The sequence below is a fragment of the Aeoliella straminimaris genome (assembly GCF_024054565.1).
GTDB lineage: Bacteria > Planctomycetota > Planctomycetia > Pirellulales > Lacipirellulaceae > Aeoliella > Aeoliella straminimaris.
On sequence record NZ_JAMXLR010000024.1, the window covers coordinates 89,364 to 112,177 of the forward strand.

Annotated in this window: 16 protein-coding genes; 9 read left to right on the plus strand and 7 right to left on the minus strand. The window is 60.8% G+C overall.

Features of this window, described 5'->3' with window-relative positions; all coding sequences use genetic code 11:
- Positions 1–51: 51 nt before the first annotated feature.
- The 5 genes from NG895_RS06080 to NG895_RS06100 all read right to left on the minus strand — a co-directional run bounded on the left by NG895_RS06080 (position 52) and on the right by NG895_RS06100 (position 11,075).
- On the minus strand, positions 52–3,189 hold the full coding sequence (locus NG895_RS06080; protein WP_252851575.1) for a serine/threonine protein kinase: 3,138 nt from the start codon (positions 3,187–3,189) through the stop codon (positions 52–54).
- Between the two features lie 830 nt (positions 3,190–4,019).
- Positions 4,020–5,990 carry a glucans biosynthesis glucosyltransferase MdoH gene (gene mdoH / locus NG895_RS06085; RefSeq protein ID WP_252851576.1) on the minus strand — a complete coding sequence of 657 codons (1,971 nt, stop codon included), beginning with the start codon at positions 5,988–5,990 and terminating at the stop codon, positions 4,020–4,022.
- A 50-nt stretch (positions 5,991–6,040) separates the two neighbouring features.
- Complete coding sequence (locus NG895_RS06090) at positions 6,041–6,511, minus strand: hypothetical protein (protein WP_252851577.1); 471 nt, start codon at positions 6,509–6,511, stop codon at positions 6,041–6,043.
- Entirely contained in the window at positions 6,511–8,037 is a 1,527-nt protein-coding gene (locus tag NG895_RS06095; RefSeq protein WP_252851578.1) for a glucan biosynthesis protein, read from the minus strand. The genes NG895_RS06090 and NG895_RS06095 overlap by 1 nt, the downstream gene beginning before the upstream one ends.
- Positions 8,038–8,321: 284 nt before the next feature.
- A complete protein-coding gene (locus tag NG895_RS06100; protein WP_252851579.1) occupies positions 8,322–11,075 on the minus strand; it encodes a protein kinase domain-containing protein in 2,754 nt (917 codons plus the stop codon).
- 402 nt (positions 11,076–11,477) lie between these two features.
- Here NG895_RS06100 and NG895_RS06105 point away from each other — a divergent pair, with 402 nt between their 5' ends.
- From NG895_RS06105 to NG895_RS06115, 3 genes are all read left to right on the plus strand, one after another.
- Entirely contained in the window at positions 11,478–12,497 is a 1,020-nt protein-coding gene (locus NG895_RS06105; protein WP_252851580.1) for a hypothetical protein, read from the plus strand.
- A gap of 448 nt (positions 12,498–12,945) precedes the next feature.
- Positions 12,946–13,794: a PEP-CTERM sorting domain-containing protein gene (locus NG895_RS06110; protein WP_252851581.1), complete on the plus strand. Its 849-nt coding sequence runs from the start codon at positions 12,946–12,948 to the stop codon at positions 13,792–13,794.
- Between the two features lie 293 nt (positions 13,795–14,087).
- Positions 14,088–14,993 carry a PEP-CTERM sorting domain-containing protein gene (locus NG895_RS06115; protein ID WP_252851582.1) on the plus strand — a complete coding sequence of 302 codons (906 nt, stop codon included), beginning with the start codon at positions 14,088–14,090 and terminating at the stop codon, positions 14,991–14,993.
- Between the two features lie 121 nt (positions 14,994–15,114).
- Here the strand turns inward: NG895_RS06115 and recQ are convergent, their stop codons facing one another.
- Complete coding sequence (recQ, locus tag NG895_RS06120; RefSeq protein WP_252851583.1) at positions 15,115–17,079, minus strand: DNA helicase RecQ; 1,965 nt, start codon at positions 17,077–17,079, stop codon at positions 15,115–15,117.
- 399 nt (positions 17,080–17,478) lie between these two features.
- Here recQ and NG895_RS06125 point away from each other — a divergent pair, with 399 nt between their 5' ends.
- The 3 genes from NG895_RS06125 (at position 17,479) to NG895_RS06135 (ending at position 19,854) form a co-directional block, all read left to right on the plus strand.
- The gene (locus NG895_RS06125) at positions 17,479–18,159 is read left to right on the plus strand and encodes a TFIIB-type zinc ribbon-containing protein (protein ID WP_252851584.1); all 681 of its coding nucleotides are present in this window, start codon (positions 17,479–17,481) and stop codon (positions 18,157–18,159) included.
- Positions 18,160–18,238: 79 nt separating this feature from the next.
- A complete protein-coding gene (locus NG895_RS06130) occupies positions 18,239–19,039 on the plus strand; it encodes a hypothetical protein (RefSeq protein ID WP_252851585.1) in 801 nt (266 codons plus the stop codon).
- A 161-nt stretch (positions 19,040–19,200) separates the two neighbouring features.
- Positions 19,201–19,854 (plus strand): hypothetical protein, encoded by a 654-nt coding sequence (locus tag NG895_RS06135; RefSeq protein ID WP_252851586.1) that lies wholly within the window; start codon positions 19,201–19,203, stop codon positions 19,852–19,854.
- Between the two features lie 80 nt (positions 19,855–19,934).
- On the opposite strand, the gene NG895_RS06140 is transcribed toward NG895_RS06135, so the two are convergent.
- A complete protein-coding gene (locus NG895_RS06140) occupies positions 19,935–20,957 on the minus strand; it encodes a nucleoside hydrolase (protein ID WP_252851587.1) in 1,023 nt (340 codons plus the stop codon).
- Positions 20,958–21,082: 125 nt separating this feature from the next.
- On the opposite strand from NG895_RS06140, the gene NG895_RS06145 reads away from it, so the two are divergent.
- The 3 genes from NG895_RS06145 to NG895_RS06155 are packed head-to-tail and all read left to right on the plus strand — an operon-like array spanning position 21,083 to position 22,599.
- On the plus strand, positions 21,083–21,619 hold the full coding sequence (locus NG895_RS06145) for a hypothetical protein (protein ID WP_252851588.1): 537 nt from the start codon (positions 21,083–21,085) through the stop codon (positions 21,617–21,619).
- Entirely contained in the window at positions 21,616–22,029 is a 414-nt protein-coding gene (locus NG895_RS06150; RefSeq protein WP_252851589.1) for a hypothetical protein, read from the plus strand. Before NG895_RS06145 ends, NG895_RS06150 begins: the two co-directional genes overlap by 4 nt.
- 48 nt (positions 22,030–22,077) lie before the next feature.
- Complete coding sequence (locus tag NG895_RS06155; RefSeq protein ID WP_252851590.1) at positions 22,078–22,599, plus strand: DUF5662 family protein; 522 nt, start codon at positions 22,078–22,080, stop codon at positions 22,597–22,599.
- Positions 22,600–22,814 lie beyond the last annotated feature (215 nt).

A 22,814-nucleotide genomic window follows, 5' to 3' on the forward strand; every position in this document is an offset into this window, starting at 1 on the left:
CCATCCCGTCAATCCTGTAAATCCCGTCTCTTCCCAATGGCGAAATCACTGTCAAAATTCCCCCAACAACTCTTCCAGCCACAAGAGCACATCCGAACAGAGATCCTTGTGCTCGTAAGCATAGAGCGTCTTCCATTCCGTGCTGGTTTCGATCTCCACGCGGGCCAGGCGGTGGGGGCCGGCGTCGATCAGGGCCTGGATGCGCTTCAGGACCTGGTGCGTCAGCTCGACGAACTGGCGGTCCTCGATCTGCGGCAGCAGCGATTCGACCTGCATCAGCTTGGTGTAGTAAGGTTGCCACACCAGCTTCTCGCCCACGCGGATGTGCTGGAACTGGATGAAATCGGAGCCGATGCGTTGCCGGCGGATGAACGTGTCGAGCGCCGGGTGGATCAATAGCACCGGCGATTCGAGCAGTTCGGTCGCCGTGGGCGAAACGGAATCGTGTGGGCGGCGGAAGCGTTGCACCAGCATGCCCGACTCGGGGTTGCGCCGCACCACGCCCAACAGCCCCACAAAATAGAGATCGCGGAAAGGATGGTAGACGGCGCTCGAGTCGTCCGCAAAGTGGGCAAGCGTGTCCGGCTCCAGGCCGTTGAATTCCTCGCACATCCGAACGGCAACCTGCCGCTCGAGGATGTTGCTGGGAACCCGCGACAAAAATCGCATGCGGGCGTCTCGGTCGCCCAGGCAGTTCAGGAAAACGCTCATCTCGTCGAACAGATTCGAGACCACCACGTCGGCGCAAGTCTGTTGAACCACTTCCCGCAGCCGACTTTCGTTCATCGTCGAACGGTTGGACGACACCCGCGATGCGATGGCCACCAGATCGCGGGGGCGGCCACACGTATGGCGACGGACGTAACCAAACGCGTCCTCGGGCGCGGGGCGACGCCCGTGCCGGATGACCTTCAGGCCGAGAAACTCGGTGAAGTCGGGCAGCCCTTCGTAGCATTGGGCCAGTTGATCGAACAAGGCCTGCAAATCCTCGTCGGAATAATCGAGGCAGATTGTGGAGGCGAACAGGTTCGACTTGATGTCCGACTGGTAGTTGCTGAACGCCTCCTGGCGAATCGAGGCAAACACCTTGAGGTGACTATTGGCGTTCATCAGGTCCCAGGCCGCTTCGATCAGCCCCGCCTGCACGGCGATCCACGCGTCTTGCGACAAGTGACGGATCGCCTGGTCGACTTTATCGATGAAGAAGTAGGCTCCCCCGTGAATCTGTCGCATGTTGTGGTCGAGAAAGTTCTCGGTGCGGTCGATCAGGCGGTTCAGTTCGCCGACCCCCAGCGTGGTGAGTTCCTTGAACACCACGGTAGGCTGAATCTTCACGCCACCGAGCCAATGACGAATCAGGCTCGGATAGACGTCCAGCTCCCGCGCTTCGACCTTGTCGATGACGGTCGGAAAGTGGGAGATGGCCGACACGCGGAGCGCCGCACTCCACAGCCGCTTGGTCATCGACACGTCCGACAACGGCTCCTCGTAACGGGACGACACCGATCGCATCTCGCTCATGAAGTCGAGGTAGGGTCGCCCCTCGGGCACCATGATCGGCGCCTTCTTGCGCGAGGCGCTCGATTGGGTGAGCAGGTGCCGCTTGCAGGTCAACAGCAGCGTCTTGCCAAACCCCTTGGTGGCGGAGATGAAGTGGCGGTGGGGGCTGTTCAGGAAGCTGTCGATCAGTTCGTTGCGGAACAGCACTTTGTCCAGGTCGGCGATTTCGATCTGATTGGCGTCGGTGGCCCAGGTCTGGCCCACTACTTTGGGCGTGTCGACGCGCGGGGCGCCACGCTCCTGGCGGTCGGCGGCTATTTCCAGGGCCTGGGCCGCGCTGTTGATTCGCTCCAGTAACGGCGCCAGCGCCGTATTGCGGCGGTACTCCACCATGGTCGAGCCACCCACAAGCTGCCGCCAGGCGGGCGCCAGTTGCTCGAACTCCTCCCGCGCCATGTCGATCAAGAGCGGCACCACCGGGCAACCGATCTGGTGAGCGTATTCGATCTCGCGGCGCAAGTCGCCCGAGCGCAGGGCCGGCCGCGACAGCAACAGCAGCACCGCCTGCGATCGCTCGATGGCCGCATTCGCCTGGCTGAAGAACGGGATGCCAGGGATGGCGTCGCGGCCGTAGTACCAGGTGACAAACCGTTCGTGTTCCAGTTCGCAGGCAATCTGCCGGGCCAGCAACGACTCCTCGGCCACGTGGCTCACGTAGAATCCGATCCGCCGTTCGACGGGCGTCGACACCGTGTGCGTGGCGCTCGCGCGGGCGTCGCCCAATGCGGCGGCAAACTCGCGGCACGTTGCGAACCGGTCGGCCGGATGTTTGCTCAGCGCCCGCAGGATGGCCAGTTCGGTCGATTCGGGCAGATCGGCCAAGTGTTCGCGGGGGCGTGGCGGCTGGTCGTGGATCTGCCGTTTGAGCACGCTCGCCGGGTTGCCGCTGGCGATGGCCTTCTGGCCGGTGAGCATCTCGAACACGATCAATGCCAGCGCGTATTGGTCCGATCGGCCATCGGTCGGCCGGCAAGCGCACTGCTCGGGCGACGAGTAGGCGGGCGTGCCGGAATAGACGCCGGCCTCGATCTCCTGCCGGGTATCGCGGGCGAGTCCAAAGTCGAGGATCTTGAACTCGCCCCCTTTGGTGAAGCTGATGTTGGCCGGTTTCAGATCGCGATGCACCACACCGCGAAGGTGGGCAAAGTCGAGGGCAACGGCCAACTCGCTGACGATGGGCAGGGCTTCTTCCAGCGGCAGGCGACGCCGCCGCTCGAGCAGCTTGCGCAGCGTTTCGCCCTCGACGTACTCGTAAATAGTGAACGATTTATCGCCGTGAAAGCCAAAGTCGTAAACGGCCGCAATGCCGCGATGGTGCAGATTGGCGCCCATCTTGGCTTCGTGCTCGAGGATTTTTTCCAGATCATCGACGTTCTCGCAGTGATGGGCCACCACTTTCATCGCCACGGGCCGCTCGAGACGCAAGTCGTTGGCCAGAAACACCCGCCCCATGGCGCCACTGCCCAGGTACTCCTTCAGAAAATAGCGATCGGCGACCGTCAAACCGATTTCGAATTGCCCCGGCAACTCGAAGTCGCCCGATTCGTGCCAGTAGGGGGCGACCGTCCCATTCGCATGCGAGCGGCAAAACAGCACGGTGGAGGCTAGCTCCTGGTCCTGTGGGGACATCGTAAAACTCCGCACCGAATAGTCGCGCTGATGACAAGGTAAGCCTGACACCCGGATTTTAAGAGCTAAAGATTGCGTATGGAAGCGCTAAGTTACCGCAACCAGGCCGACGATTGGCGGGGTGGAGTGAGCCGACGGCGCTAGCCGCGGGTGTGGGGACGGCGTTGGTAAGTACGCTGGCCCGGAATCCTGCCCACAGGCCGGTTTTGTCCCGCTCGAAGAGACTTCGCGAACAAAGCGGGGCCATGGCACCCATCCAGATCCCGCCCCGCAGATTGCTTCATTTGGGGGACGGCGTTCGCCTGATGTGCTCTGTGAGGGATGGCCGGGGATGAGTGTCCCCGTTTCGGATCGTGGATGGTGGCGGCGCGGTCGGGCGTCGAAAACTCGGTTGTAAAAAAGTTGCCGTAGATATCGCGCAGTGGTGCGATCTAATGAAGGTGCCGCGCGGGCTGGGTGGATGCGCGGAAGGTGCGCAAGCTACCTGAGCCGACGGCGCTAGTCGCGGGTGAGTAGGTGAGTAGGTGAGGTTGGGCGACCACAAGGGTTTTGGGCCCACCTGGGAGTATTGGGACAACTCGCCGGATAGGTGGGGACTACTCGTGGGGTTTTGTCGCACCCGGCGGTTGGTTTGCACTGGAAAACAAGGGGTTTCACCACTTGGGGGGTGACCAAAACCCTCTGAGTTTTGGGCCCACGGATGCGATTGGGGGGGGGCTGGGCCCAAAAAAACGGGACCACAAACAGCAGTCGCCAAACGAGCGCGGTACGGGCCGGACCTGCGTGCGGTGCCGGATGGGGTGCGCGCCGCGATTTCGCTGTTAGCGAGGCTAGGTCGTCGCGGCGGTCCAGACGCCGACGTGGCACGCTTCGAGCAGTTCGGGATCGGACAGCACGGCCCACTTTTCGTCGCGGGCCAGGTCGCGCACGCGCGGGGCGGTCACCCATTGCAGGATGCTTTGCTTGGCGGCGGGCTCGGCAGGGCGGACCGCTTTGGTGGACTCGAGCAGATGCAGGTGATCGCCCACGGCCGTGGCGTCGCGGAGGAAATCGAGGAATGGTACCTCGGCGGGCGAGCGGGTGGCGATCTCGGTCAGGTGCTGCCGGTAGCGGCACACGATGGCCGGCGGTTCGACTTCCTCGGGCACCGTCAACAATCCCCATCGCTTAAGTCGTTGGCCCAGCGTCTTGCTGCTAACCATGATCGAAAGCGGAACCGAGAGGACGAGCCCCGTAGTGATGGGCAACAGCCAGAGTGCCAAGGTGGGAGACATCCAGATGGAGACTGCGGCCACGATGAGACCCAGCGCGGTTTGCCACCAGTGGGCACACCAGGCGTCGCCCCAGGTGAGTCCGCCACCGGTGCGATCCTGGGCATTCCATTCCACGGACTTGCCGCGGAGCGTGGACCACACGAACAGCGTATGGAAAGTCATCATAATGGGGGCCAGCAGCACCGAGAGCATCAGTTCGCCCAGGGTGCCAAGGGCAAGTCGCCCTGCGCCGCCAAAGCCGGCGCGTTCGTGCTGGTCCTTCACGGCAAGCAGGTATCCCATCAGCCGGGGCAGGAACAGCAGCGCGAGCACCGTGGCGAAGATGGCAGCCGGCACCCACGCCGCCTGGCCTTCGGGAGCTTGCTGCCCATGATAGAACGCCAGCGGACTAAGCAGCAGGAACATGGCCCACAGCGGCGAACTGCCATAGGCGAGCACACCCGTGAGGAAGTGGAACCGGCTTTCCAGCGGGATGTTCTTGCTGGCAATCAGTCGCGTGTGTTGCAGGTTGCCCTGGCACCAACGTTGGTCGCGCTGGGCATAAGCGGTCAGCGTGGTGGGGCTTTGTTCGTAGCTGCCCAGCAAGTCGGCGGCCAGCTGAACCTTGTAGCCGGCGCGTCGCATCAAGGCGGCCTCGACGAAGTCGTGACTGAGAATCTCGCCACCCAGCGGCTTCTTGCCGGGCAGCTCGCTCAATCCACAGTAACGTGTAAACGCGCTAACGCGGATAATGGCGTTGTGCCCCCAGTAGTTTCCACCATCGCCCGAGAGCCAGGAGAGACCCGTCGAGAGCATGGGCCCGCAGAGTCGGGCGATGAACTGCTGGCTGCGTGCCAGCAGCGACGAATCGCCCAAGGGCAGGGGGGGAGTTTGCAGGATGCCCAGACGCCGATCCGCCTCCATACGTCTCACCAGTTCGGCGAGTACACTTGCTTCCATCAAGCTATCGGCGTCAAGGACAACCATATAACGATAGGCTGCGCCCCATCGTTCGCAAAAATCGGCAATATTGCCCGCCTTGCGACAGGTGTTCTGCGGCCGATGGCGATAGAACACCCGCGGCAGTTCGGGCCGTTTGTCGAGCTGCTGCCACTCGCGCTCTTCGGCCAACCATTTGTCGGGATCGGTGGAGTCGCTGAGGATGTAGAACTGAAACTGATCGCCCAGGCCCGCGTCGGCGACCGATTCGCGCATGGCTTCCAAGCCGGCGTATACCGCTTTGGGGTCCTCGTTGTACACCGGCATCAGGACGGCCGTAGTGCAGTTGGGATTGCGAAGCTCCGGCGCCAGTTCAACGTTCGACGCTCGGCGGCCGGTGAGCTCGAGGAGGAAACCGATGGTCGCCACGCCGGACCACAGGCCCAGCCAGGTGATCAGCACAAACAGCAGTCCCGCTACCAGCACATCGGCCAGCGTGACCCCGTCGACGGTCATATTGGGCAGCAGCGTGCTAGTGATGAACAGGCCGAGCATGGCGGCGACCATCACCAGCGCAGCACGCGCAGCAGTCAAGTGCCATTGAAACATGGTGGTTTACCTGCGGGGGAGGGCAGAGGTAAGCAATGTGGCGGTGAGGATCACAGCCCGATCTTCGATGTGGCAATGGCCACAAACGCCGTGAATTGCGTGAGGACCTGTTTCCAGAATGTGGGCGACGCAGCCGTTACCAACTCGCCTAGCGGTTGGGCGGGCATTTGCCGCTGGCATCCCTCGGGAACCCAAGTCGTTGGGCTGGGCGACTCCTCCGCCGCGGGTGGTTGGTCTAGCCCGAGCGTGCGGGCCGCAATGCGAACCGATACGCTTTCGAGCGAAGGGAGTTCGCTTTCGGACACCTGCCGGGCCAGCCATTCGTCGGCCGTCTGCACGCACTGGCTGGCCAGGCGGGCTAGTTGGTCGGGGTCGCGGAGTCCCTGATGCCGGGCGTAGTCGGCCACCAGAATGCGTGCCTGCTGGCGGTGGTGGTGGAGTTCGGCACTGGCGTGCTGGTCGAACTCTTCCACACCATGCGAGGTGACGGTAAACGCGTGTGCGGGGTGTTGAATATCCATCATTGATTCACCAATCTCAGGTTCTCTACGGCGGGGCTCCAGCGATGGCTGAAAACCTCACTGACTTTCTTCTGTTGTTTCTCCAGCCAGACCTCGATCCGCGCTTCGCGTGCTTCGTCGGCCTGGTAACGAATCGATACCTCGACGGTCGACTTGCCGCTCGGCGTGTAGTCGATCGAAGTGATCCGTCCGTGGGAGCACTTTGCCACGGGCGACAGTACGATGTCGTCGCCCGAGAGGTTCTCAGGAATTTGGAACTCAACGCTCACGGTGCCGTTTGCTTGCCGAATCTGCGAGTCGATAACGGGGGCAACCTGATGTCCCCACGGCAGCGAGGTGCCGAAGCTCAGTTCGTAGTTGATCTCGATCGACTGGCTAAGGTCGACCTTCGTCTGGTCGATCACGTAGTAGGCACCGATGTTATCGACGCCTTCGTGCTCCGCGGGCAGCTCCAGCAACTCGACGGTGCCGGGACCCCAGGCGTCGCGTGCACCGGTCTCCACCCACACGCTGGGCCGCAGGTGGTAGTGTGCTTCGTTGTCCTGGTAGTTATCGGGATCGCGATCCCGCTGCATCAGCCCAAACCCGTGAAGTTGCTGTACCTGCCACGCTTCGACTTGTGGTTTCACGGGACGCTTCAGATCGCGCCACACCCATTCGTCGTCGTCGCGGTGGATGAGCAAGCCATCCGCATCGTGCACCGAGGGGCGCGGGTCGTTGGCAGGCTTGGTAGCTGGATTCCACATGAACATGCTGGTCAGCGGAGCCAGGGCCAGCTTCTGAATGCCGTGCCGCTGCCAGATGCGGGCGGTGACGCCTACCTTGGTCTCCTCGCCTGGACGAATGCAAAACTCATAGGCTCCCACGACCCCAGGGCTTTCCAGCAGGGCCCACATCCGCTGGGGGCAGTCGCTCTTGCTGGTGTCGGGGCGTTCGATCCAGAACTCCAGAAACCGCGGGAACTCTTCCGGCTTACCGAGCCCAATGTCGACGGCCAGTCCGCGTGCCGAAGAGCCATACCACTGACCGCTGCCGATGCCGCGGAAGTAGCTCGCGCCGAGAAAGGCCAAGTATTCTGTTTTGTGTTCGTTGCCGGGCAGTTGGGACATCAAACGCAGCCCCGCGAAACCACCACCTGGCGCATCGGCCAGACGCTCGGCTTCGCCGCGGAACTGAAACCAACGGTCGCCATATTCCACTTCGGTCACCTGGTCGCCTTCAACCACGTGCACTTTGACGGGGTACTCGAACAGAAAGCCGGCCGGGAAGAACTCGACCCAGGTCTCCAAGCCGAGATCGCGCCACAGAGCATTCTCGTGGCGTTGTGCGATCAGGCGGTACGTGTCGTAGTTCAGGTCGAGGAAGGGCCCACCTACCTTCGTGGGTGGCGTGTGGGGCTCCTTGGCCATCCGCTCGGCGATTTTCTCGACGTCCGCCAAGGAGAAATCGCTAGCGCTGGCTACGCAGCATGCCGAGGTGGCCGCTATGAGCGCACAGAGAATCAGATTGAATGGCGAGCTAGCCATGCAGTTACTCGAAATTGCCTTGTTCTTGTTCCGGGGGGGGTGGGCGACTGGCGGCTGCCAGCATCCCTGCGGCGAAAGGTAAGTGACGCCGGGGCGGCGCAGACATGCAATCGGAGTGCCAATGACGTAAGTGCCCAAGAAGAGGCCAAACGTTGCCCGAAGCGGCGGATTGCTGCCCAATAGTTGAGCAGCAGCGGGGGGCTGAACGGGCCCCCGAAGTTGCGGACGAGCAGCTAGCTAGCAGGTGGGCGACCAGCGTGGTGGCCGGAAAGCCACCAAGGAGGTCACTTTTCCTCTTGCACTAAGACCACCCAGTCAGTGGGGATAACTTCATCGTTGTTTCGCAGTACCTCGACAGGAGCCACCGCACACCAGAATTTCCCCTTACCGGGCCGCCCAAGCGGGTCGCTGTAGTCGTCGATAATCTTGAGTCGCTCGCCCGACTTTAGCGCCTTCTCGACGCGCACCAGCAGATCTTCGGACAACCGCGCCAGACTTCCCGCCTTGTTGCGGTTGGCCAGATCGTTGTGATGCAGAATGAGTCCCCGCTTGGGAGTCCCTTCGATCTCGTCGACCCGCAGATCGACCAGCATGACTTCCTTACCGGGGGGCAGCCTGTCTTCCAGGGCCAGGAATCCCCCCAGGTCGAGACTCATGGCCAACACGCCCGCCACTTGGCTGTTGATCGAGAGGCTCGAGCTATCCCAAACCGGCACGCTGAAGGCCACCTTCATCTTCTTCGTCGAAGTGCTCTCGTACACGGCCGAACGGTGGGGCAACTCGATGGGGGCGACGCCAGTTGCACCTTCCTCAAGATCGGTGCCCTGGCCATGAAAGTAGTCGCGGTGCGCGTAGTTCTTTCCCACGCTGCGGGAGTTGGGCGCCCGGGCCACTTGAGTGCCATCGCGAATCACGATGAACCAACTCTCCGAAGGGCTGCGCCGGTCGTAGTCGTCTTTCTCCCCCTGCAGCCACACGCCTAGCGGTTTCCAGAGCTCGTGAAACTCTCTCGCATCCAGCGAAGGGTCCCGCGAGGCGTCATCTACTATCTGGACATACTTCTGCAAGGAAACCTTGCCCCCGTCCGGGCCTGGCAATACGGGGGCGGTCGACAGCGATAGATCAATCAAACGGTCGAACCGCCTGTTGATCTCAGTTGCGATGTTCTTGGCGGCTACGCCGGCTGCGAAGGCGGCGGTTTCGCGTTTGTCCTGGGCCCGTTGGGCCTCGCTTCGCGAAACCTGATCCGCCAGCCAGACGCCTGCCGCCACGGCCACCGCCAGTGCCGCCATCGCGCCCCACAACCACCGCCGAGTGGCTGCTGGCGTCGCGGTGAGTGACGAGCCGAGTTGTCGTCCCGCTAGGAGCGTATCCGAGTGAGTACCGTTGGCCGCCAGCGTGTCGCTGGCGTGGCCCTGCTGAGTCGGTGCATTGGTTGGCTTGTGCCGAGACTGTTCGACCAGATCGACCAGGGTGTTGCCCACGGCAAACTGCGCCAGGTCTTCTGCCAGTTCGGCGGGCGATTGATATCGTTCGTGCGGATCCTTGGCCAGTGCCTTGCGCAGGACGGTCCACAGCGGGCGCGGGATCTGCTGGCCACCTCGGATCGGCGGTACCTTGCCCTTTTCGTGCGCTTTCTCGGGCCGCAGTTCCGAGTCGAGGAACGGCGGCTTGCCACTTAGCAGGTGGTACAGCGTGCAGCCCAACGAGTAAATGTCCGAACGAATGTCGACACTAGTCGTACGCCACTGCTCGGGGCTCATGTACATGGCCGTGCCCATCGCCCGATGGTCGAGGCGCGTAAGCCGCTCATGGTCGTCGCCCACCAGTAGCGCGAGTCCCAGGTCGAGTATTTTTACCAGGGGCTGCTGGTGAGATACCGCCGGCGTGTCTGCGCCCAGCAGGTGTGGCGAAGCCACCGACGTAATCATCAGGTTCGAAGGTTTGATATCGCGATGCACCATCCCTTGCTGCGCGATGTAATCGAGCCCAATGGCCGTCTGCCGCGCTACCTCGCAGGCGTTGGCCACCGACATCGGCCCGAACCGCTCGACCAGGTCGCCGGCACTGGTGCCATCGACGTATTCCATCACCAGGAAGTGGGTTTCGTCATCCGGCGTCGAGGAGTCGATTGCCACCACGATGTTGGGGTGCTCGAGACCCCCAATCGCTTTGATCTCCTGATAAAACCGCTTCACCACCTCGTGCTGACCAGCGGCCACCAGGTGCGGCTTGATTACTTTCACTGCCCGCAGCCGACCGAACTGCGAATGCCGCGCTTGGAATACGTCGCCCATGCCGCCGGCACCGACCAAGGCGCCGAGTTCGTAGTTACCCAACCGCGTGGGACGCACCGTGGTGGTACTGGCGGGCACGCCTCCATCGGGCAAGATGCCAGCGAGTTTCGAGTAGGCAACCGTATCGGGATGCACCGTCCAGTCGCGTGGCTTTTCGGGCTTGGGCGTGCGACGCGTGTCCTGTGGCTGGCGGCCGTCGAACAGTAACTCGTGTATTTCTACTTTTCCGATACCCTTCAGGTCGCGGCGCCCATGCGAGTGAAACTCCACCCCATTCAGCCCCGCATCTTCCAGAATGGCGCGAGCCGCCCGCGATACCAGGATCTGGCCGCTCGCCGAGAAGTCGTTTAGCCGTGCGGCGTAATCGACGGCCTTGCCAACAAAGTTATGCGGGTCGCGAGGGTCGATTTGTGGCGAACCCAGGTGCATGCTGATTCGCACTTGAGCTTTGGTGCCCAGCGGGCTCGATAGCGGCTTCTCCTCGTGGGTGCGGACAATTTCCATCGCCCAGCGGGCCGCCGATGCGGCGTCGGCAAACACCAGGAAATGGCCATCGCCAGCAGTGGACACGACGCGCCCACCGAAATCGGTGGCAAAATTCTCAATCCGGTCGCGGTGGGGCGAAAGAATTTGGGTAACGAACGCCTCGTCCCGCTCGGCATCGCTGCCACCAGGCATCTCGCTCTTCAGGTCCACCGACCCCACCAGGTCGGAGAAGACAAAGGTCCGCAATTCGGCCACTTTGGCGCTCTGCCTCGGTTTTTCCAGGGTTAAAAGAGTGGTCGACCGCCAAGTCGACCAGCGACTCGTACGGGGGGGGATGACCAATTATCCGAGTTTACGCCTTCGGCGTCCAAATTCCCACTGCGGCATCTCCCATAGAGAGCGAAATCGAGCCGACCCGCGGGCGAATAGAAAAACTGCTTGAGGGTTTGGTAGACCTGAGTAAACTGAAGAAATGGAACAGAGACTGCCTGCCCCTTCACGCCTATCGCGGGATTGGTGGGCAACTCTCACACAACCGGCGTTTTTTGCCGTGGAAATTACACTCGCGTCGAGCGATCCAAGCGCCACCAAGCATCTTGGTTTCGGGGCAATCGGCGGCGAGCGCCTCGAGCAGGCGGTATCAACAGAGGTTCATCCGTGAATAGTATCCCCGCAGTTGCCCCCCGCCTTGGGCTGACCCTTGCGCTGTTTTTGAGCGTCTTTTCCGGCGTTGTACAAGCAGACGCAATCGATCTCAGTCTCAACGTGTTCTACAACGACGATACCAATCCCAGCTCCGGGGGAACCTGGCAGGTGGCCGCCAAAACGGACGAGTCTGGCCTGCTGGATGTCTTCTTTTATCTCCGCGATATCAACCCCACCGGCATTCTCAACCTGGCCCCCAACGGCACGGTGAATGGCGGCAATATTGCTGGCTTTCAACCGATCGTGGCCAACCACAGCACTTATGTGAACCTGGGCTTCTATCAGGCCAGCGCATCGGCTCCTGCCACCGAACAGACGCATTTTTACGGTGTAGGCTCCATTGTCGACCCGGAAGGGGCCACGCCCAACTACACCGACCAGGCCACCGATTTTCCCAACGCCTCGGCGATTGGCCCGGTGCGAAGCACGCTCGAAAATCTCAACAACCCACTTTGGGGGGATGGCGATGACCTGGGCGACCCCGATTGGGACCAGGCCGCCGTGTTGGCCTCCGGAACCTTCGCCGCAGGACAAAGCCCCGCTTTCTACAGTACCGCAGCACAAATGCCTCAGGGGCACGTCTTTGTAAACGCCCCCTCAGGGGCCACCGACATTGGCGCCAGTTCCGACCTGATCACGCCCAGCACCATCGTGCGATCCAATCTAACGGTCCCCACCGCCGACTTCGGCGACTATAACGAGGATGGCATTGTCGACCTCGCCGACTACACAGTCTGGCGAAACACGCTAGGATTGGCCGTCTCGCCTGTTGGCTCCGCCGCTGACGGCGATCAAAGCGGCGTCATAGATGCGGGAGACTACACCGTCTGGAAGAATAACTTCGGTTTAGCGGCTACACCGATCGTCGCCGCACCGATCAGCTCCGCGGCCGTTCCCGAGCCACAAACCGTTACGTTACTCGCATTTACCGCTATTGCAGCCCTTATAACGCGGCGGCGACGCCGTGTTTAAGAGGGACCGTTTAAGCGGGTATGTGAGATTTTACCGAAAAAGCCCTTTTAACCTTAGAAACTGCTTGACAGCCCCGAAAAGCCCTAACATAATGCGTCCGTGTCGACCATTGAACTCGCTGCCCGTTTGGTGGTCACCAAGAGAGTTGTGTTATTGGTTTGGAGAGACAGATTCTAATGCGGAACTTCGTACGTGGATTGTCCCACTAGAAGCATCGAATTGGATTTGTCTGCTTGACCACCACTCATCTTCTACGGGCAATGTTTCAGCAGTTCGGAAATTAGCTTTCAAGTCACACCGAACTCGCCTTCGTTCTATCGGAGGTCAAGCTGAAAGTTCCCCGTAGAAGAGGAGTGGCCAAGCGGCCATTGCACCAATGACGAGACAATTAGAGTTCATCCAATTTCGCAATCGTCGTCTTTCAATCAACGAGGGTGGAGAGATAGCAATGTCAATGAAGAGATTTTTTGCGGCAGCAGTGGTAGCTGTCTTCTGTGGTAGCCAGTCCTTTGCCCAACCCTCCGCCTCACTGGTTGGTGTTGACGCTGGTGGTGGCCAATACGACTGGACTTTGTCCTTTACTCCGGACGCCAGCCTGTTCGCCGACTTCGGCACTGGCGAAGGTGTTGGCGGCTCGCTCGCCACGGCCTTCCAGATCGAAGTTGCCGATGGCGGCTTGATTCAGGATTCCTGGGCGATTGTTGCTCCCGACTTCCAGGAAGACGGCACCATCATCAATCCTGGTATCGACCCCTACATCGGTGGTGGTATCACCGAGGGTGTGACCGACTACGCCAGTGTTACCGCCGACTTGGGTGCAGGCACCGTCGACTCGCTCTTCGTGCCGCTGGGAAGCACCTTTTTCACCGCTGCCGGTGACTACGCGGCTTTGACCTTCTCCACTACCGTCAACGAAGCCACCTTTGGTGGCCTGATTGCTCAGGACAACAACAATGGTGTTGGTTCTGACGACATCTATGACATCCCTGCTGTTACGGTGCCAGTTGGTCCTGACTTTTTGCCGGGCGACTTCGATGGAAGCGGTGGTGTGGAAGACGGCGACCTGACGCTGTTGCTGTCGAACTGGAACTCGCCCTCCGCATCGGTTCCTGGCACTTGGGATGGTGATCAGCCGATTGGCGACAATATTGATGACGACGAGTTGACTCGTCTGCTGTCGAACTGGAATACGTTCAGCGGTGCAGTATCCGCCGTGGCTGTTCCTGAACCCGGCACGATGGTGTTGCTGGTTGGTGGCTTGATGGGCTTGGTTGGCCTCCGTGCACGCCAGTCGTAAAGTTGTAGCCCATCCTGCTGGCAGTAGCGTTGGTCGGGGCGCTGCGGTATAACATTGTCATTGAGTTTTGACGATATACTCGACTTCGCACAGACTGTATTTGGGCTTGAGCAGATAGGAATTTAGCTAATGCAGATGTACACCGGTTGAGTGCGTTGTTTAGCACTCAAGGCTGTCAGGCCCTTCGGTTTAACATTTTCTCTGACAGCATAGAGTTACACATACTTAGCAGTCTCAGTGGAGTTTAAAAAAACATGCGTAAACTATTTGCAGCTTCTGTTTGTTCCTTAATCATGATTTCGGCAGGCTTTGCCAATGCCGCAGTCCTAGATGTCAAATTTGCCCAGACCCCAGCTGAGGCTGCGGGCGCTGGTTACATCGCGAATGACGTGCTGGTCAGTTTTGACAGCAACCTCCGCGGTCAGCAGATGGTCATCGAGCTCACCTCGGGTGACATCTATCAAAACGCCGCTTTCGGAGCTAATATTGCCCCGAATCCTGCCCTGTTCGGTGTGGACGCAGGCGTTGAGTTCGACACCTTTGTCACCATCGGTGGTTTGACTTCAACATCCGCCATGCCCGTTTTGACGGTTGGTGCCGCTGCCAATTTGGCACCGGGTTCCTCTGCCAAGATTTCCGACACGGATGGATTCAACTACGCCTGGGCACCTGGTGTTGGTACCGACATTCCCAGTGGTACCGATGTCCCCACGGCACGTGTCACCCTGTCCCCGGATGCCAATGGTACTTTGCAGTACTTCAGCAACGCCGATCCTGGCGACGCTCCGCTGACCATGCTGTCGGTGCCTATCATGAATGGTGTCATTGGTGGTGATCCAGGCGATCCTACTGACCCCGCACCTGGCAGCACTATTGACCTGACCGACAAGTGGGTGGATTTCTCCGACCTGCTGGCCGGAGCCATTGGTGCATTGGATGACACTGTCTTTACCGGCCAGCCGACCATCGACAACGATGTGTTCACCATCCCCGCTTGGGATGAGACTTCGATTGATCTAGGTATCAATCGTGCAGTGGCCGCTTCCAAAGCTTACGGTGTGCAAACGGGCATCCTGACGGTTCCCTCCAGCGAGGGTGACCTCCAATTTACGGTTACCGCGACTGTTCCCGAGCCCAGCACCCTGGCTATCGCCGGTCTGGCCCTCGTCGGTCTGGTTGGCTTCGCCCGCCGCAAGTAAGTCCTCGACTTATTAGGCAGCTTTCGGCTGCTGACAATTTGAAACCCTCAAAGCGGGGTTGAGCAATGCTCAACCCCGCTTTTTTTGTGTCTGTGGCGGACACCGCTCGCAGTTGGCCGGGTCAGAAGCTCTCTTCCACTTCCGTGGCCAGGCCCATCTCGCTGCAGTACGCGACAATCGCTTGGATGAACACGTCGCCATAGTCGCGGAGCTTTGCGGCGCCGACGCCACGTACGCCGGCGAACGACTCGTGCGTCGTGGGGCGGCGGCGGGCCATGTCGCGCAGGGCGTTATCGCCAAACACGATGTAGGCCGGTACGCCTTTCTCGGCGGCCAGCTCGGCGCGGAGCTCACGCAGCTTATCGAACAGCCCGCGATCGACCCCTTCCCAGTTGGCTTCGGTGCGGGTGCGCGACTCTTTCACGCGTTTCACGGGGGCCAGCAGTTGGGGCGTGGTCTCGCCGCGGAGTACTTCGCGGCCAGTGGTTGTTATCTGCAGCACGCCATATTCGCCCACTTTCTCCAGGTGCCCTTGCCCCACCAGTTGCTCGATCCAGTCGCGGATTGTGGTGCCGTGCTCGTGTTTGAGAATGCCGTAGGTGCTCAATTCAGTGTGATTGAACCGCGTTACGTTCTGATCCTTCGAGCCGGCCAGCACCTTGGCGGTGTGACTGGCGCCGAAACGTTGCTGGAGTCGGGCCACGCAGGAGATGATCTTTTGCGAGTTCACCAAGGCGTCGTCCGCAAACGATAGCTCGCCCAGGCAGAAGTCGCAGGCGCCGCAGTTGTCCCGCTCGAACATCTGGCCAAAGTACTCGACGATCGCCCGATGTCGGCAACCGACCGACGTGGTGAATCGCATCATCTCCTCCAGCGATCGCACCGCCCCCTCCTGGGCCGCCGGTTCGCCTTCTTCGATCATCCGTCGCCACAGGACGCCGTCGCTACCCTTGTACAGCAGCAGGCACTCCGACTCCAAACCATCGCGACCCGCACGGCCGCTCTCCTGCACGTAGGCTTCCAGCGACTTGGGCATGCCGGCGTGGATCACAAATCGCACGTTGGGCTTGTCGATGCCCATGCCGAACGCCACGGTGGCGACGATCACGTCGATGCGGTCGCCCAGGAAACCCTCCTGGTTCCGCCCGCGAGCGACGTCGCTCATGCCGGCGTGGTACGGTGCGGCCCGCACGCCCGCGGACTTTAGCTCGGCGGCGACGCTCTCCACTTCGTTGCGGCTAATGCAGTACACGATGCCCGAGTCGCCTCGGTGTCGTTCGATGACTTCTTGAATCTGTTGCAGCTTTCGCGAGGCTCGCCGCACGCGGTATACCAGGTTGGGGCGATCGAACGAACCGATCAGCAGCTCGGGCGACTCGAGCGAAAGCCCACGAGCAATATCCTGCTGCACGCGATCGGCGGCGGTGGCCGTGTAAGCGTGAATCGCCACGCCGGGCAGGGCTTGCTTGAGCTTGCCGAGTTCCGTGTACTCCGGGCGAAAGTCATGTCCCCACGTGCTGACGCAGTGCGCCTCGTCGATGGCGACGAACGACACGCCAACCGACCGCAGGAACGACAAGGTATGGTCGCGGACGATGCGTTCCGGCGCGGCGTACAACAGTTTAATCTCGCCACTGCGAACCTGTTGGGTGACGGTGCGACGTTCTTCAGGCGACAGCGAACTATTGATAAACGCGGCCGGCGCGCCATTGGCCCGCAGGGCGTCGACTTGGTCTTTCATCAGCGAAATGAGCGGCGACACCACGACCGCTACGCCAGGCATGGCGAGCGCAGGGGCCTGGTAGCACAGCGACTTGCCACCGCCGGTCGGCAGCACCACCAGCGAGTCGCGGCCGCTCATCACGCAGTTCATGGCCTCGGCCTGCAGCGGCCGGAAGCTATCGTACCCCCAGTACTCCTGCAGCACCTCGCGCAACTCGTCGGGCGGCGCGGCGGTGGGGTCGGCAGGTCGGTCCATCGGGAAGCCAATCGGCGGGGGCGGGGCGGTCGAACCGCCCCATTTTCGCCGATCGACCGCCACCTCGCAAAGGGCCACAGCAGCCACCACGATCGAGGCTCCCGTCACGCCCGCGATTCTCCCCCACGTTGTTTTGTCCCACCTGGTTTTGCTACACCTCGGGGGGCTATCGATCCATGGGCCCTTTATTCGTTCGGTGTGTCCTGAAGTCGTTGTTGTAAGTGCTTTGCTTGTAAGGTATTGCGACGCTCGAACGGTACCCATCGCAGGGAGTAGTTCCCCATCGGTAAACCGAACTGCGGAAAAACTCCAGAGTTGTGGGAAAACCCCAGAGGTGTGGCAAGTCTCCGCAGGCGCGGCAACACCCACCAGCAGCGCATACCTTCCCCATCGACCCGCATGTGGGCGCATGTATAGTACTGTGGGGCGTGTACAATTTCTACTGCCTCGCAGCGAATTAGCTGAGAATATCGCACCTTTTTCGTTCCCCGGCCGACCCGCTCCGCCATGCAATGCCCCACCTGCCAAACTCCGCTCCGCGAAGAAGCCTGCGCAGGGCAGCGGATCGACCGCTGCGCCGAATGCGGGGGTTTGTGGCTCGACCAGGGGGAGCTGGGCCCCGTGGTGCGAAGCTATGCGAAATCGGTAGAAGCGTCCGCGCAGGTCCCGGCGACGCGACCTGACTACCCTTGCCCTAAGTGCGGCAAGCTGATGGATCGGCGAGAATATGCGCACGATTCGGGCGTGTTCCTGCAACGGTGCGACGATTGCCAGGGTCACTGGATCGAGGGTTGGCAGATGCCCAAGCTGGAGGAGTACGTCGAAGGCAACACGGCGGTCGACCGGCTGGCAACCACCCTCGGGAAACAGATCCAGAGCGAGCGTCGACTCGGCCTAATCTACTCGCTGCTCACGTCGAAGCTGCTTTCCGGGGCGGTCGCGGCAGCGGTGGCCTATGTCCTACCGGACGCCTTCGACAACGGAGGTCTGTTTCCAATGCACTTCGTACGTGGGTATGTCGTAGTGCCGCTGCTCTGCATTTGGTTCCCCGAAGAACTCGCGCGGATGACGAGCATGCGCTTCGGTCTCACCCGACCGCAAGTGACGAACCCCACGCCCGGCGTAATGTTGGCCGTGTGCGGCTGGATTCTGCTGCTCACGCCGGTACTGGTGTGGATGTTGTTGTAGAATAAGTGGCAAGTGGCTCTACAATGAGAGTCATAAGTCACGGTCATGCAAAAGCCTCAAGCGTAGGATTCATTGGACGATGTCGAAGACTGGTGTCACGAGTTGGATGCTGATTGCCACGTTGGCTGCTGGTATGGCATCTGCACAACAAGCGAAACAGGTTGTTCGGCAGCAGGCGACGCAGGAAGCTCCTGGCAAGGCTGATCCGTTGGCTACGAAGCAGCAGGAAGCCAAAATCCGAGCGTTGGTGGATCAGTTGGTGTTTGCCGATGGCGATGCAACGAACCGACCTGCGCTCAGCCCGGGCATCAGGGACAATTCGGACGAGTATCGCGCCAGGTTCGAGCGTTGCTACAAGGCGTTTGCAGAGCTGATGGAGTACAAGGAGCTGGCATTTCCAGTACTGGTGGAGCATTTGGAGGACAAACGCCAGTCGATCAACTTCCGCAATCACCACACGGGCAACTCCGTGGGAGACGCCTGCTACTGGAACCTCTACTTTCAATTGCAGAATCGCCCCGAGGATTATTCAAGATACGGACTGATGCGCAAAGGCCGCGACGGAGAGAACCACACCCAGCCGTACTGGGAAGGCACGCCATTCGACGAGGCGGGAGGCCTGGTGAAATGGCTCGAAGCGAACTCCGAGCTGAACTACACCGAGAAGCAGATCAAGTGCCTTGAGTGGTTGCTGGCGAAGGAGAAGGAAATTGGTGCTTCCGATGCCGAAAGCTACTTCATCAACATCCTGCCCCTGGAGATTCAGATCCTCAAGCGTCGGTTGGAGAATGGCGAAGACGTGAAAGCTGAACTCGCCCGGCTCGAGAGAGTTAACGATCAGAAGCTGGCGGGCGAGATTCCACAGGAACTGTTGCCGTAGGGTTTTTAGGGGAACACTAATCTCCGCTAATCGACACTAATACTCATTAGCGAGGCTTTGTGTTCGTATCGCTGCCGGTAGAAACGAAGCTATCTGCCAACGAGGTAGCGACTTCGCTGCAACACCTAAATTGAATCCTGCTACAATTGAGCCTCACCAGCATGTCAGATCCCATGGATACCAGTGAGAATCCATTCGCCTCGCCACGAACTCCCCATTCCATTGTGCCCGCAGGCGAGCCTCGCGTGGTCCCGCTCGGCTGGATCTCGCTGGCAGGACTCGTTGTGGGAGGCATCGCGTTCTTGGTTGCGATGAGACTTGTTCCGAACAGTATGCCAACTGCCGGGGCACACGACTTGCGATTGGCAAACAACCTGGGATTCATCTATCCGCCACTTGTGGGGATATGGGCGGGGTGGGTTCGCCGGTCAATTCCATGGGCTGCTTTTGGAGTGTTCTCTGGCTTAGTCATCGGGGCGGCCTACTACGCCTTGTGCGGCTACAATTTCCTCACAGTGATGGTAGGCTTTCCGTGCCTCTTGGGCGGTTGTACTAGCGTGCTGCTCGGAACGAAGCACGACTCGTGGGTCGAAGGCATACCACAGCGTTTCCTCAAGGGCCTGGCAGCCGGTTTTGCGCTCGGGTTTGTTTATATGTTTGTGCTGAACGTCATGGCAGCGCCGGGACTGCCCTCGTTGGAAGCCTACCGCGACATGATGTGGCAAGCCGGAACCATCGCGATGATGACGGCTAGCGGCGTTTATTTCGTGCTGTTTCATTGGTCGGCTGGGTTGTGGGATAGGGGAGAACACTAATCTCCGCTAATCGACACTAATCCTCATTAGCGAAGATTAGCGAATACTAGTGTTCCAAAATTAGTTTGCCAGCGACTGCGTCACTTCCCGTCACTGTTCGCCGGCTCCGCCATCATCAATGTTTCAATTTCCGCCGCAACTTCCGCGGGCGGCATCTTCTCGATCAGGTACCGGTGCTTTCCCTCGGGGCTCTCGCTCCATTCGTGGCAACCGGCTGAATCTTCCGGCACCTGGCACACGCCCGGTGGGGATAGTTCCCAGTAGTCGCCCGCTCCGCGTACCGCGTGCAGCACGGCCGTTTGGTCCCAGCTATTGCGATCGCCCAGGCCGTTGTACAGCTGGTAGCCGCGTCGGACTGGGCTATCGGCAGCGGCTCGCTCGAGCCCGGCGCCGGTCAGCACTCGCTCGCCAATTTCGTAGCCGCTGAACACGATGGGCGTGGGCCAGCCGTTGATCGCCCGCTGGGTAGCCTCCGGTGTGATCTTGAGATTGTATTCGCCCTCGCCGCTGGCGAAGTGCCCCTCGGGGAAGACGCCACCCATGCAGACCCACTGCTTTACCTTGGCTGCGACCAGTTGTTTGCCATCGAGTGAGCTGAATTCGTCAGCGGGCGAGTCGAGCAGTTCGGCCAGATTCGTGAGAAAGCCGACCGACACGATGGTCACGCTGTCGTCCGGCTGGGCAGCAAGCACCTGCCGGTAGACTTTGACGGCCGACGGTAGCTGCCGTTTCTCGGACAGGTCCTGGGGGAATTCACTGGCAATTTGCCTGGTATAGCGTGAGCCGACCAGCTTTTCGAACGCTTTCCCCGCCACAGGCACGTCGACTCCGCCGATAGGAATGTCGGGCCGGCCGTACCAGGTGTTGATGGCGTCGACGCAGGCGGCAGATTTTGGATTGTTCGACGAGATGGTACAGGCCAGGATCTCGGCTTCTCCGCGATCGGCCAGGGCGTGCAGCATGGCGAGCGAACCCACGTCGTCCACATCGCCGGCAATGTCGGTATCAAAGATGATTTTCACCGGCGGCTGGGCCCAAGCGACGGCCGCACCGCAAACGCACAAGACCAACAACGCGACACGCGAGAGTGACAGCTTCGACATGGGAAAACCTCGGGGACGATTCAGGGGAGCCGTGTATCGATTGAATTCTAACGTAGAGTGTGGCCTAATCACAAACTGAGAGCACCAACGCGACCCCGGGCACCCGTCTGCAGAACTCACCCGCCATGCAAAGCTTGCTGAGAACTCTTCAATCGTTCGATGGCAAGCACGCCGAACCGCTGGAGCAAGTGGCGGCAGGCACGCCTGCCAGTAAGGCGAACATCCAGAAGCTGCTGGCGCTCGGCGAACACGACAACCCGCTCGTGCGTGCGGGCGCCACTTGGGTGCTCAAGCGGTGGCACGACCGTGGTGTGGACTTCACGGCCGACACCGTGTCCGGAATGGCCCTGCTGCTGGCCCAGGAAACGGAGTGGGGCTCGCAGTTGCACCTGCTGCAGATGCTATCCGCAGTGGAGATACCCAAGGCCAGCGGTCGCGGGCTCAAGGCGGCGACCGCTCGACTAGCGATAGGCGAGAACAAGTTCGTCCGCGCCTGGGCGGTCAGCGCACTGGCGAATCTCGCCGACCAGCATCCCACGCATCGCAAGACGTCGCTCGCGGCCCTCACGATGGCGGAAGCAGACTCGGCCGCTTCGGTGAAGGCCCGCGTGCGAAAAGTTCGCAAGCAGTTCGCCTGGGCGAACGAGCGGGGCAAACGATGAAGCGTCGCCGTCTGCATCGCTGGGTGTTCGCCGCCGCTGGCGTGTACAACATTGCGTGGGGACTGTGGGCCGCGGTGGATCCGCAGTGGCTGTTCCGCGTGGCCGAGATGCCGCCGGCAGTGCATCCGCAGATTTTCACCGCCATGGGCATGGTGATCGGCCTGTACGGCGTGCTATACCTGGAAGTGGCTCGCCGCCCAGAGCAGGGCTGGCTGATTGCGGCCGTAGGGCTGGCGGGCAAGGTGCTCGGCCCTATCGGCTTGGCCGGGCTCATCGCCACGGGCAAGTGGCCGCTGGCCACAGTGGTGATGTGTGCGACGAACGATTTCGTCTGGTGGGTGCCGTTCGGCCTGTACCTGTTGGATGCGTGGCCGTACTACCGAGCAACCTGGGGAGAACAACAAGAGTAGCCCGCCCGGTTGCTATGCTCGCTCCGCGACGCGGCTTAAAATCTTGGTATGGCAGTCCCTGAACCCACTTCCGATATGATCGCGTTCTACGAACGGCGGACCCGCGAGCACATCGCGCGGGTGCGGCGGTGCCTGGAGGTGATGGCCCGCGTAACCGACCATGCCGACGAGTTGCTCGCGCGGGCCGCGCAGCACGACGCCACGAAGTTCGAGCCCGAGGAACGCACTGCCTATATCTGGCTGACCGAGCACCATCGCCGCCGAAAGATGGGCAACCCGTTTGACTTCCCGCCGGGCGTCGAGGCCGAGGTGGAAGCGGCCATCGCACACCACATGAGCCACAACCGCCACCACCCCGAGTTCCACGACGACCCCAACGACATGACAGAGGTCGACCTGATCGAGATGGTTTGCGACTGGACCGCCATGGCGCAGGAGTTCCATCAATGCGGCGGCAGCGCCCGCGGCTGGGCCGATAAGACCATCGGCGTGCGGGTGCACTTCAATGCCGAAAAGCGGCAGTTCGTGTACGCGATGATCGAACTGCTGGATATCGAGTTGGCAAGTTAGCCACCCGGGTGTGGTCCTGGACGGAACTGGTCAGTGGTTTCTGGCCGGGGCGCGATCAGCTTGCCCGTCGCGCTGCCATGCTATCGCGCGGCAGAGTTTTCCATGCGTGCCGGTGGCGCAATGCGACGCGATGAAGTTTTGATAAAGGGAGGAATATTGCCGATTGATTAAGCGAACTCACAACTACACTGTCTCGTATAGCTTGCGTTGACCGT

What these genes read in the sequence shown, in the direction of transcription:
- NG895_RS06080 (WP_252851575.1), bottom strand. Translation starts at nt 3,189, where the DNA reads ATGTCCCCACAGGACCAGGAGCTAGCCTCCACCGTGCTGTTTTGCCGC.
- mdoH (WP_252851576.1), bottom strand. Translation starts at nt 5,990, where the DNA reads ATGTTTCAATGGCACTTGACTGCTGCGCGTGCTGCGCTGGTGATGGTC.
- NG895_RS06090 (WP_252851577.1), bottom strand. Translation starts at nt 6,511, where the DNA reads ATGGATATTCAACACCCCGCACACGCGTTTACCGTCACCTCGCATGGT.
- NG895_RS06095 (WP_252851578.1), bottom strand. Translation starts at nt 8,037, where the DNA reads ATGGCTAGCTCGCCATTCAATCTGATTCTCTGTGCGCTCATAGCGGCC.
- NG895_RS06110 (WP_252851581.1), top strand. Translation starts at nt 12,946, where the DNA reads ATGTCAATGAAGAGATTTTTTGCGGCAGCAGTGGTAGCTGTCTTCTGT.
- NG895_RS06115 (WP_252851582.1), top strand. Translation starts at nt 14,088, where the DNA reads ATGATTTCGGCAGGCTTTGCCAATGCCGCAGTCCTAGATGTCAAATTT.
- NG895_RS06125 (WP_252851584.1), top strand. Translation starts at nt 17,479, where the DNA reads ATGCAATGCCCCACCTGCCAAACTCCGCTCCGCGAAGAAGCCTGCGCA.
- NG895_RS06130 (WP_252851585.1), top strand. Translation starts at nt 18,239, where the DNA reads ATGTCGAAGACTGGTGTCACGAGTTGGATGCTGATTGCCACGTTGGCT.
- NG895_RS06135 (WP_252851586.1), top strand. Translation starts at nt 19,201, where the DNA reads ATGTCAGATCCCATGGATACCAGTGAGAATCCATTCGCCTCGCCACGA.
- NG895_RS06140 (WP_252851587.1), bottom strand. Translation starts at nt 20,957, where the DNA reads ATGTCGAAGCTGTCACTCTCGCGTGTCGCGTTGTTGGTCTTGTGCGTT.
- NG895_RS06145 (WP_252851588.1), top strand. Translation starts at nt 21,083, where the DNA reads ATGCAAAGCTTGCTGAGAACTCTTCAATCGTTCGATGGCAAGCACGCC.
- NG895_RS06150 (WP_252851589.1), top strand. Translation starts at nt 21,616, where the DNA reads ATGAAGCGTCGCCGTCTGCATCGCTGGGTGTTCGCCGCCGCTGGCGTG.
- NG895_RS06155 (WP_252851590.1), top strand. Translation starts at nt 22,078, where the DNA reads ATGGCAGTCCCTGAACCCACTTCCGATATGATCGCGTTCTACGAACGG.